Annotated in this window: 11 protein-coding genes; 9 read left to right on the forward strand and 2 right to left on the reverse strand. The window is 59.3% G+C overall.

Going from position 1 to position 11,088, the window contains the following annotated elements; all coding sequences use genetic code 11:
- Positions 1 to 224 precede the first annotated feature (224 nt).
- Positions 225 to 1,913 (forward strand): long-chain-fatty-acid--CoA ligase FadD2, encoded by a 1,689-nt coding sequence (gene fadD2, locus HDC30_RS17155; protein ID WP_183784119.1) that lies wholly within the window; start codon positions 225 to 227, stop codon positions 1,911 to 1,913.
- A 349-nt stretch (positions 1,914 to 2,262) separates the two neighbouring features.
- Complete coding sequence (gene fadD1 / locus HDC30_RS17160; RefSeq protein WP_183784121.1) at positions 2,263 to 3,960, forward strand: long-chain-fatty-acid--CoA ligase FadD1; 1,698 nt, start codon at positions 2,263 to 2,265, stop codon at positions 3,958 to 3,960.
- Between the two features lie 163 nt (positions 3,961 to 4,123).
- Here the strand turns inward: fadD1 and HDC30_RS17165 are convergent, their stop codons facing one another.
- Positions 4,124 to 4,501 (reverse strand): hypothetical protein, encoded by a 378-nt coding sequence (locus HDC30_RS17165; RefSeq protein ID WP_007969330.1) that lies wholly within the window; start codon positions 4,499 to 4,501, stop codon positions 4,124 to 4,126.
- A gap of 196 nt (positions 4,502 to 4,697) precedes the next feature.
- Here HDC30_RS17165 and HDC30_RS17170 point away from each other — a divergent pair, with 196 nt between their 5' ends.
- The 3 genes from HDC30_RS17170 to def all read left to right on the forward strand — a co-directional run bounded on the left by HDC30_RS17170 (position 4,698) and on the right by def (position 6,545).
- Positions 4,698 to 4,889, forward strand: a complete 192-nt coding sequence (locus HDC30_RS17170) for a CsbD family protein (protein WP_027612573.1) — start codon at positions 4,698 to 4,700, stop codon at positions 4,887 to 4,889.
- 163 nt (positions 4,890 to 5,052) lie between these two features.
- Entirely contained in the window at positions 5,053 to 6,009 is a 957-nt protein-coding gene (locus HDC30_RS17175; protein ID WP_183784123.1) for a YihY/virulence factor BrkB family protein, read from the forward strand.
- The gene (gene def, locus HDC30_RS17180; RefSeq protein ID WP_103522058.1) at positions 6,006 to 6,545 is read left to right on the forward strand and encodes a peptide deformylase; all 540 of its coding nucleotides are present in this window, start codon (positions 6,006 to 6,008) and stop codon (positions 6,543 to 6,545) included. The genes HDC30_RS17175 and def overlap by 4 nt, the downstream gene beginning before the upstream one ends.
- Before the next feature lie 129 nt (positions 6,546 to 6,674).
- On the opposite strand, the gene HDC30_RS17185 is transcribed toward def, so the two are convergent.
- Positions 6,675 to 7,094: a GNAT family N-acetyltransferase gene (locus HDC30_RS17185; protein WP_183784125.1), complete on the reverse strand. Its 420-nt coding sequence runs from the start codon at positions 7,092 to 7,094 to the stop codon at positions 6,675 to 6,677.
- Positions 7,095 to 7,418: 324 nt separating this feature from the next.
- On the opposite strand from HDC30_RS17185, the gene HDC30_RS17190 reads away from it, so the two are divergent.
- The 4 genes from HDC30_RS17190 to HDC30_RS17205 all read left to right on the forward strand — a co-directional run bounded on the left by HDC30_RS17190 (position 7,419) and on the right by HDC30_RS17205 (position 10,956).
- Positions 7,419 to 8,360 (forward strand): fatty acid desaturase, encoded by a 942-nt coding sequence (locus HDC30_RS17190; protein WP_183784126.1) that lies wholly within the window; start codon positions 7,419 to 7,421, stop codon positions 8,358 to 8,360.
- 142 nt (positions 8,361 to 8,502) lie between these two features.
- Positions 8,503 to 9,294, forward strand: a complete 792-nt coding sequence (locus HDC30_RS17195) for a phosphate/phosphite/phosphonate ABC transporter substrate-binding protein (RefSeq protein WP_183784128.1) — start codon at positions 8,503 to 8,505, stop codon at positions 9,292 to 9,294.
- A 124-nt stretch (positions 9,295 to 9,418) separates the two neighbouring features.
- The gene (locus HDC30_RS17200; protein ID WP_027612579.1) at positions 9,419 to 9,946 is read left to right on the forward strand and encodes a sigma-70 family RNA polymerase sigma factor; all 528 of its coding nucleotides are present in this window, start codon (positions 9,419 to 9,421) and stop codon (positions 9,944 to 9,946) included.
- Positions 9,943 to 10,956, forward strand: coding sequence for an ABC transporter substrate-binding protein (locus HDC30_RS17205; RefSeq protein WP_027612580.1), 1,014 nt, complete (start codon positions 9,943 to 9,945; stop codon positions 10,954 to 10,956). The genes HDC30_RS17200 and HDC30_RS17205 overlap by 4 nt, the downstream gene beginning before the upstream one ends.
- The last annotated feature ends 132 nt before the right edge of the window (positions 10,957 to 11,088 follow it).

The raw sequence follows: 11,088 nt of genomic DNA on the forward strand, positions 1-11,088 counted from the left end.
GAGCGGTATCGGCCCGCAGTCGTTGCATTGTATAGCGCGTCAGATCAGCTCACGCCACGGCAGGAAGATTCATACGATCAATGTCGCCATCGCCCATATTTGCCTCAATGGCCATAACTGCTAGTGTCCGTGAAGCTCCGCTTTTTGCTTTGTGCCCTCAGGGATCAGCGCGAAACCACAGAAAAGCGGCTCCCGGATCGATTCAGGTAAAGAGGACAAGAACAATGCAACCTGATTTCTGGAATGACAAACGCCCCGCCGGCGTACCACTGGACATCGACATGGGCGAGTTCAAGTCGGTGATCGAGGTGTTTGAGCGTTCCTGCAAGAAATTCGCGGACCGTCCGGCCTTCAGCAATATGGGCGTGACCCTGACCTACGCTGAACTCGAGCGCTACAGCGCGGCGTTCGCCGGTTACCTGCAAGCCCACACCGATCTGGTGCCGGGGGATCGCATCGCGGTGCAGATGCCCAACGTGCTGCAATATCCGATTGCCGTGTTCGGTGCCTTGCGCGCCGGGCTGATCGTGGTCAACACCAACCCGCTGTACACCGCGCGCGAGATGCGCCACCAGTTCAAGGATTCCGGTGCCCGCGCGCTGGTGTACCTGAACATGTTCGGGCAGAAGGTCCAGGAAGTGCTGCCGGACACTGACATCCAGTACCTGATCGAAGCGAAGATGGGCGACATGATGCCCACCGCCAAGGGCTGGCTGATCAACACCGTGGTCAGCAAAGTGAAGAAAATGGTCCCGGACTATTCGCTGCCGCAGGCGATTTCGTTCAAGAGTGCGCTGCGCCTGGGCCGTGGTCTGGGGATCAAGCCGTTGAAGGTCGGTCTCGACGACATCGCCGTGTTGCAATACACCGGCGGCACCACCGGCCTGGCCAAGGGCGCGATGCTGACCCACGGCAACCTCGTGGCGAACATGCAGCAGGTGCGCGCGTGTCTTGCGCAATTGGGGCCTGACGGTCAGCCGCTGCTGCGCGAAGGGCAGGAGGTGATGGTGGCGCCACTGCCGCTGTACCACATCTATGCCTTCACCGCGAATTGCATGTGCATGATGGTATCGGGCAACCACAACGTGCTGATCACCAATCCGCGGGACATCGCAGGCTTCATCAAAGAGCTGAAGAACTGGCGCTTCTCGGCGTTGCTCGGACTGAATACGTTATTCGTCGCGCTGATGGAGCACCCGGACTTCAAGACTCTGGATTTCTCCAGCCTCAAGCTGACCAACTCCGGCGGTACCGCGCTGGTCAAGGCCACCGCCGAGCGCTGGGAGCAGATCACCCGTTGCCGCATCACCGAGGGTTACGGCCTCACGGAAACGTCGCCGGTGGCCTGCACCAACCCGTATGGCGACAAGTCGCGTCTGGGCACCGTCGGTCTGCCGGTGCCGCGTACGCTGCTGAAGGTCATCGATGACGAGGGTGTCGAGCAGCCGATGGGCGAGCGTGGCGAGCTGTGCATCAAAGGCCCGCAGATCATGAAAGGCTACTGGCACAAACCCGAAGCCACCGCCGAAGTGCTGGATGCCGAGGGCTGGTTCAAGTCAGGTGATATTGCGGTGATCGACCCGGACGGTTTTGTGCGCATCGTCGATCGCAAGAAGGACATGATCATCGTCTCCGGTTTCAACGTGTATCCCAATGAGATCGAAGACGTGGTGATGGCCCACCCGAAAGTCGCCAACTGCGCGGTGATCGGTGTGCCGGACGAGCGTTCGGGCGAAGCGGTGAAGCTGTTTGTGGTGGCGCGGGAAACCGGGGTCAGCCTCGAAGAACTGAAGGCGTACTGCAAAGAGAATTTCACCGCTTACAAGGTGCCAAAACACATCGTGCTGCGTGAGTCGTTGCCGATGACGCCGGTCGGGAAGATTCTGCGGCGGGAGTTGCGCGATATCGCTTAAAGAGCAGAAGCGAAAAGATCGCAGCCTGCGGCAGCTCCTACCTGGGAAATGTATTCCCTGTTGGAGTTGCCGCAGGCTGCGATCTTTTGCTTTCAAGTCCCGGAAAACCGGGGCTTTCAGGGGTGTATAGGATTTTTGCTCTAAAATGACTGCTGGAAAGTCTTGAGTCACTAAAGTGACCATGGAGGACGCTTTTGGCTCTAGTCGGCCCTCGGCAAAGCTGCTACTCTCGGCGCGCTTTGTGACTTCTCGGCCTGTAGAAAAGCCAGATTCACCAATACAAAACACACACCAATAATAATCGCATCAAATGCGGTGAAGAATTCGCGTTGCTGAGGAGTGGGCTTCCATGATCGAAGACTTTTGGAAGGATAAATACCCGGCTGGAATTGCTGCCGACATCAATCCAGACGAGTACCCGAATATTCAGGCAGTGTTGAAGCAATCCTGCCAACGCTTCGCCAACAAGCCGGCTTTCAGCAACCTGGGCAAGACAATCACCTACGGTGAACTGTACGAATTGTCCGGTGCGTTTGCCGCGTATCTGCAACAGCATACCGACTTGCAGCCCGGTGATCGAATCGCCGTGCAACTGCCCAACGTTCTGCAGTATCCGGTGGCCGTCTTCGGTGCGATCCGCGCCGGGCTGATCGTGGTCAACACCAACCCGCTGTACACCGCGCGGGAAATGGAACACCAATTCAACGACTCCGGCGCCAAAGCCCTGGTCTGCCTGGCCAACATGGCGCACCTGGCGGAAGCCGTGGTGCCGAAGACCGGCGTCAAGCACGTCATCGTCACCGAAGTCGCCGACCTGCTGCCGCCGGTTAAGCGCCTGCTGATCAACAGCGTGATCAAGTACGTGAAGAAGATGGTCCCGGCTTATCACCTGCCCAAAGCCGTCAAGTTCAACGACGTGCTGAGCAAGGGCCAGGGTCAGCCGGTGGCCGAAGCCAATCCGCACAGCAGCGATGTCGCGGTGTTGCAGTACACCGGCGGCACCACCGGCGTGGCCAAAGGCGCGATGCTGACCCATCGCAACCTCGTCGCCAACATGCTGCAGTGCAAGGCGCTGATGGGCTCCAACCTCAATGAAGGTTGCGAGATCCTGATCACCCCTCTGCCGCTGTACCACATCTATGCGTTCACCTTTCATTGCATGGCGATGATGCTGATCGGCAACCACAACATCCTGATCAGCAACCCGCGCGACCTGCCGGCGATGGTCAAGGAACTGTCGAAGTGGAAGTTCAGCGGCTTCGTTGGCCTGAACACGCTGTTCGTCGCGCTGTGCAACAACGAAGGTTTCCGCAAGCTGGATTTCTCCAATCTGAAAGTCACCCTGTCCGGCGGCATGGCCCTGCAACTGGCCGCCGCCGAGCGCTGGAAAGCAGTGACCGGTTGCTCGATCTGCGAAGGTTACGGCATGACCGAAACCAGCCCGGTGGCCACGGTCAACCCGATCCAGAACATTCAGATCGGCACCATCGGCATTCCGGTGCCGTCGACCCTGTGCAAAGTCATTGACGATGCCGGTGTCGAGCAGCCTATGGGCGAAATCGGCGAGCTGTGCGTCAAGGGCCCGCAAGTGATGAAGGGCTACTGGCAGCGTCAGGAAGCCACCGACGAGATCCTCGACAGCGAAGGCTGGCTGAAGACCGGTGATATCGCGCTGATCCAGCCCGATGGCTACATGCGCATTGTCGATCGCAAGAAAGACATGATCCTGGTCTCCGGTTTCAACGTTTACCCCAACGAACTGGAAGACGTGCTGGCGACCCTGCCGGGCGTGTTGCAGTGCGCGGCCATCGGCGTGCCGGACGAGAAGTCGGGCGAGGCGATCAAGATCTTTATCGTGGCCAAACCGGGCGTGACCCTGACCAAGGAAACCGTGATGGACCACATGCGCGCCAACGTCACCGGTTACAAGGTGCCGCGTTCGGTGGAGTTCCGCGATGCGCTGCCGACCACCAACGTCGGCAAGATACTGCGCCGTGAGTTGCGTGATGAAGAGCTGAAGAAGATCAAGGCCAAGTCCGCCGCCTGAAGCAAAAGCCCCGCAGATGCGGGGCTTTTTGTTGGAGTAGGTGGTGGATCTGTAGTGACTGTGATGCCGCCTTCGCGAGCAAGCCCGCTCCCACACTCAACCGCGTTCCTCCAGTTGGAATACAGTCAAATGTGGGAGCGGGCTTGCTCGCGAAGCTTTTCGGTTACTGCCGGAACGGCGCGAAATTCACGTTGGTTCCCGCCGGACGCATGTCCTGCAGATACGAATCCTTGTCTGCACTCAATTCCAGGCTCAACGCCGCCTTGCGCTTGCCTTCGTTGCGAATCACCAGACCTTCGAGCTTTTCCCGCAGGAACACCGTCGGCACTTTCAGGTGCAGCAGTTCGTCGGTGGCCGGGGTGTGCATCAGCAGGTGAATCCACTCGTACTGACCGACGGCGAGGCGCGTCACCGGCAGGTCGAACCACCAGATGTTGCGGTTGCGGTTCAATTCGGCGAAGTGGCAGTTGTTGGTGCCGAGCACAGCGCCGCCCAGTTCCTGGTTGCGACGGGCAATGGCCTGCTTTTTATCGAGTTTCATAACATTCCTGCGGGATCTGATCGTTGGCGCACGGCGCCCATAGGTGCGCATTCTCGGGGCTTGCGGGGCAAACATAAAGCCCAACCTGCATGGCACGACGAAATGAAGGGCAAAAATAAATGAAACTCGTGGCAAACCCGGCCAGTCAATCATTACGTACTGACTTTTCCCCTTCAATGCACCAAGGAGAAACACCATGAGTAGCACTGGCGATAAAGTAAAAGGCATGGCTAACGAAGCAGTCGGCAACGTCAAGCAAGGCGTCGGCAAAGCCACCGACAACACCAAGCTGCAAGCCGAAGGCAAACTGCAAGAGAAAAAAGGCGAAGCCCAGCAAGCTGTCGGCAAAGCCAAAGACGCCATCAAGAAAGGTGTCGACAAGGCGTAATTCCGCCTTGAACGAAACACACGAGCGGCCATCCAAGGATGGCCGTTTTTGTGTCAAAAACCGACAGCCATCCACGAAGGTCGCCAAGTAGGCTACCGTGATGTAGAAAACGGCCCCTGAGTCGCCACGACTTCAACCTGTAATGCGGCGAAAGGAGACGCGAATGATTTTTCCAGACATGAAAGGTCTGCCACTGCACCGGGTGATGGTGCGCACGGTCACTGAATTCGTCGACGACGAGATGTCGACCTACGCCTCGGCACTGGCCTACCAGATGCTGTTCTCGCTGTTCCCGTTCATTCTGTTCCTGATTGCCCTGATCGGTTTCCTGCACCTGCCGGACTTCTTCACCTGGTTGCGCCTGCAGTCGGAACTGGTGCTGCCACCGCAGGCGCTGGAACAGGTCAACCCGGTGATCGATCAATTGCAGCAGTCCAAGGGCGGCTTGCTTTCGGTCGGTATCGTCATCGCCCTGTACACCGCATCTGCCGGTGTGCGCTTGATGATGAGTGCGATGAACGCCGCTTACGACGTGGTCGAGGGCCGGCCGATCTGGAAGCGTTTTCCGCTGTCGGTGTTCTACACCGTCGGCATTGCCGGCATGTTGCTGGTGGCGGCCGCACTGATGGTGCTCGGGCCGCAAGTGATGGGCTGGATTGCCGCGCAGGTAGGGCTGGAAGACTTCATCGTCACCGTGTGGACGATTGCGCGCTGGCCGGTGATCGTGATCCTTATGATGGTCGCGGTGGCGCTGATCTATTACGTGATGCCCGACGTCAAACAGGAATTCCGTTTCATCACCCCCGGCTCGGTACTCGCCGTGGTGGTGTGGATCATCGCCTCACTGGGCTTTGCGTTCTACGTCAAAACCTTCGCCAACTACAACGCGATGTATGGCAGCATCGGGGCGATCATCGTGCTGTTGCTGTATTTCTACATTTCCTCGGCGGTGCTGCTGCTCGGCGCCGAAATGAATGCGGTGATCGAACACATGTCCAGCGAGGGCAAGGACGAGGGCGAGAAAGTCCCCGGCGAACTCGATGAATATCCCAAACAACATGTCTCTGGCCTGGGGCGCGACCACTCGCTCAAGCCGGACACTGACGAAGCCCGACCATGATCCGTGAAATCCTCAAAATGGGCGACGAACGCCTGCTGCGCATCGCTCCGCCGGTGCCACCGGAAATGTTCGACAGCCCCGAGCTGTGGCAACTGATCGATGACATGTTCCAGACCATGGAAAGTGTCGGTGGCGTCGGCCTCGCCGCGCCGCAGATCGGCGTCGACCTGCAACTGGTGATCTTCGGTTTCGAGCACAGCGAACGTTATCCGGACGCCGAAGCGGTGCCGCAGACGATCCTGATCAATCCGCTGATCACGCCGCTGAGTCCGCTGACCGAGGAGGGCTTTGAGGGCTGTCTGTCGGTGCCCGGCCTGCGCGGTGCGGTGGATCGTTATCAGCAGATTCGCTACGAAGGCTTTGATCCCAAGGGCGAGCCGATCGTACGCGTGGCGTCAGGCTTCCATGCGCGGGTAGTGCAGCACGAATGCGATCACCTGATCGGCCGCTTGTATCCGTCGCGGATTACCGATTTCAGCAAGTTCGGCTTTACCGAAGTGATGTTCCCGGATCTGGATCCCGCAGCCGACGACTGATCCTGAGACTACCTTCACTTTCCAATGTGGTAGCGAGCCTGCTCGCGAATGTGCTCGATCAGTGATCAATTTGGTGACTGACACACCGTTTTCGCGAGCAGGCTCGCTCCCACAAGGGTATCTGTGATCTTAGATTGAATGTGGTTCCAGCCCCATCGCAATCATCGGCTTGCTCCGCGCATACCGGCTCAAGCGTTCGGCCAGCGCGTAGGGCAGGGCAGGGTCGAAACTGAAGCCACGCCGCTCATAAAAACCGCGCAAATCCGGATGACAGAACAGCCACACCGGCTCCTGCAGATCCTTCACTGCCGCCGCGATCAACTGCGCGGCGATCCCTTGCTCACGGCAACCCGGATCGACAAACAGCCCGGTCAGCCAATACCCGCCCGCCACTGGCCGCAGGCACAGCGCGGCGACGATGTCCTCGCGCCGCGCCACCCACAACTGTGCATCGCGCACCGCCTTCATCGACGATTGGTGGCTACGGTAAAACTTGTTCATCAACGGCCACAAAGGCTCGTCGAGCAGGACGTATCGGGTATCGGGCATGGGATCGGACTGGCGGCGGGCAAAGCGCCGATTATAAAAGAACGCGCGCCGCGCGATAGGTGTATACCTGAGCCTACATCCCTGTGAGTGGAGTACGCATCATGTCCAAAGGTATGGATTCAAAGAAAGCCGCGAAGAAGAAACCGGTGAAGACGGCGATTGAAAAGCGTGCGGAGAAGAAAGCCAAGAAGGTCGATATTTTCGGTCATTGATCACGTCCTTCGGGAGCCCGTCCCCCGGGCTCCCGTTTCAGCGCAAAAATAATCTGCAAGATTGCTCGGCTTCGTTGCACAGAAGGGGAAGACTCCCGTTCCGAGCCACGCCATGCCGAATTACTTCGATGCCGACCATCGCCAGCAGATCGAAACCCTGCGCCAGCGCTTCACCGCCCGCACCGAATGGCCGACGTGGCTGCTGCTGATCGGCGTGTATGGCGGCTGGTTCGCAATCATCCTCAACAGCCACTGGCTCGGTCGCGGCTTGAGCACATTGCTGCTGATTCCGCTGCTGGTGCTGTGGCTGTCGGTGCAGCATGAGTTGCTGCATGGGCATCCGACCCGCTCGGTGCTTTTCAATAAAATCCTCGGCTACGCACCTTTTGCGGTGTGGTACCCGTATACCTTGTATCGCGACAGCCACCTGCTGCATCACCGCGATGAACACCTGACTGTGCCCGGTATCGATCCGGAAAGCCGTTATCTGACGGCCGTGCGTTGGCAGGGCAGTTCCTTGTTCGAACGCAGCCTGCACTGGCTGAATAAAACCGTAATCGGCCGCTTCATCATTGGTGCGCCGCTGGGATTGATCGCACTGGCTGCCGAAGAACTGCAACGCCTGAAAAACCGCGAGCGTCAGGCCTGGTCGATGTGGCTGACCCACGGTGCGTTCAGCGTGTTGATGCTGTGGTTTATCGCGCGCTTCAGCGTGTTGCCGGTCTGGCATTACCTGCTGCTGATCAGTGTGCCGGCACTGTCGATCGCGATGATCCGCTCCTACTATGAACACCGCCCGCACGTTCAGCCGGAGCAGCGCACCGTGCTTAACGAAGCCGGCTGGCCGTGGCGCTGGCTGTTTCTGAATCTGAATTTTCATCTGGTGCATCACGACCTGCCGGGGCTGGCGTGGTATGACTTGCCGGCGGCCTACCGGATGCGCCGCGAGCAGTGGGTAGCGCGCAGTGGCGGGTTTCTGGTGCAGGGTTATGGGCAGTTGTGGCGGCAGCATGGATTCAGGCCGATCGACAGTCCGCAACATCCTTACCACTAACCTCAAAAACACCACAAAACCCCTGTGGGAGCGGGCTTGCTCGCGAAAGCGGTGTGTCAATAACGCATATGGAGGCTGACACACCGCATTCGCGAGCAGGCGAAGGCCTACAGTGGAAATCTGTTGTCCGGGAATAATGTGTATGACCCAACACCACCTCGAACTGCTGATGTACACCGCCCCCGAGCCCATCCGCTTGGCCAACGAACGCTGGATCTCTCGCATTCTCGAACATCTCGGCCACTCCCGCCTCAACGCCGCAAGCCTGTCGCTCCCCGAGCTTTGGTTGTCGCCGGATCTGCTGCTGACCCAGACCTGCGGCTATCCCTTGATGACCTTGCTGCGCGATCAGGTGCGCATCGTCGGACGTCCACGCTACGAACTGCCCGACGCCAGCGCCGGCAATCACTGCAGCCTGATTCTCAGCCGTGCTGACGATACGCGCAAAACCCTGGCGGATTTTCGCGGCAGCCGTGGGGTGATCAACAGTGACGACTCCAACAGCGGCATGAACCTGTTGCGCCAGCGTCTGGCGCCCTTACACCGCGACGGGCAGTTTTTCGCCACGGTCGGCATCAGTGGGGCGCACCGCGAAAGTCTGCGTTGGTTGCGTGAAGCGCGCGCCGATCTGGCGGCGATCGACAGCGTGACCTATGCCTGCCTTGCGCAATACGCACCTGAGGAGGTCAACGGATTGCGGGTTGTGGCGCGTAGTGCGTTCAGCCCGACGTTGCCGTTTATCACCGCCGCGACTGCCACGAATGAGCAGATCGGACAGTTGCGCCGGGTAATGAATCAGGCGTTGCGTGAATTGCCTGATGTGGCGCAGATCCTCGGCTTGCCTGAAGTGTTGCCCGCCAGCGAAAGCGATTATCAGATCTTGCTCGACTATCAACGTGAGGCTGAAGAGTTGGGCTACGGCCGCTTGCGCTGAACAGCCTTATATCGCCAAAAAGAATATAAGGATGAAATATAAATATTATTAATGCATAAGGCGCCTTGCTACGATCGCGCCACCGGATCACCGGACATTCAGCGACCCTTACCCAGGAGCCCTTATGTCCGGCGCCGACACCGCTCACCGCAATCATCTCGACGCTCTGTTCCGCGCCCACTACCGCTGGCTGTGCACTTACCTGAGCCGACATCTGCACGACTCCGCAGGCGCGGAAGACATAGCCGCCGAAACCTTCGCGCAATTGCTTCAGGCGCCCAGTATCACGGCGATTCGCGAACCCCGCGCGATGCTCACCACGATTGCTCAGCGCTTGCTTTATCAGCGCTGGCGCCGGGCGGATCTGGAGCGCCGGCATGCGCAGCAGATCGACGTCGAGGTCGCTATCTCGCCTGAAGACCTCGCGCAACTGAGCCAGACCCTCAAACGCCTCGATCACAGCCTGCAACGCCTGCCGGGCAAGGTCCGTTCGACCTTCCTGCTGGCACGGATCGATGGCCTGACCTATCCGCAAATCGCCGCCGAACTGGGCATCTCCCAGCGTTCGGTCAGCGTTTACATGAGCCGCTCCCAAGCCCTGTGCGATCGCCACAGCGCCAACCAAATCCTGACAGACAAGAGGTCCGCATGAGATCGATCAAAACCCTGCTTGGCCGTTCGTTGCTGGCGCTGAGCCTGAGCGTCGGCGCTGTTTCGGCGGCGGAAAAAACCGCACCGATCCACTTCGGTGACATCACCTGGGAAAGCGGCAGTTTCATCACCGAAGTGCTGCGCCTGATCGTCGAAAAAGGTTACGGGTACCCGACCGACACGCTGCCGGGCAGCACCGTCAGCCTGGAAGCGGCGCTGGCGAAAAACGATATTCAGGTGATCGGCGAGGAATGGGCCGGGCGCAGTCCGGCGTGGGTCAAGGCGGCCAATGAAGGCAAGGTGTTCGGCCTTGGCGATACGGTCAAGGGCGCGACCGAGGGCTGGTGGGTGCCGGAATACGTGATCAAGGGCGACCCCGAACGCGGGATCAAACCGTTGGCCCCGGAGCTGAAATCGGTGGCCGACCTGCCGCGCTACAAGGACGTGTTCCGCGACCCGGAAGACCCGCGCCGTGGACGCTTCCTCAACAGCCCGACCGGCTGGACTTCGGAGATCGTCAACAGCCAGAAGCTCAAGGCCTATGCGCTGACCGACAGCTACGTCAACTTCCGCACCGGCTCCGGCGCGGCGCTGGATGCCGAGGTGGCGTCGTCGATCAAACGCGGCAAACCGGTGCTGTTCTACTACTGGTCGCCGACGCCGTTGCTCGGGCGCTTCAAACTGGTGAAGCTCGAAGAGCCGCCGTTCGATGCTGAAGCCTGGAAAACCCTGGCCGATGCCAACAACCCGAATCCCAAGGGCACCCGCTCGATGCCGGCCAGCCTGGCGATTGGCGTGTCGGCGCCGTTCAAGGCGCAATACCCGGAGCTGGTGTCGTTCTTCGAGAAAGTCGATTTGCCGATTGATCTGCTGAACCAGACGCTGGCCGGGATGAGCGAAAAACGCCAGCCACCACGGCAGGTAGCCGAAGCATTTTTACGCGATCAGCCGCAGGTGTGGAGGGCGTGGGTGCCGGGGGAGGTGGCGAGCAAGGTGACGGCGGGGCTTTGAGTTTCGGCCGGTTGATCTGCGTTGTTTGAACTGATGCCTTCGCGAGCAGGCTCGCTTGTATGTTTAGACTTGAAGGGGTGGGCGGGACTACAGACTCGATTCTGACTCTGACCAGTACAGACCGTGGGAGAC

Source organism: Pseudomonas sp. JAI115, from assembly GCF_014200835.1.
Taxonomy (GTDB): Bacteria; Pseudomonadota; Gammaproteobacteria; order Pseudomonadales; family Pseudomonadaceae; genus Aquipseudomonas; species Aquipseudomonas putida_A.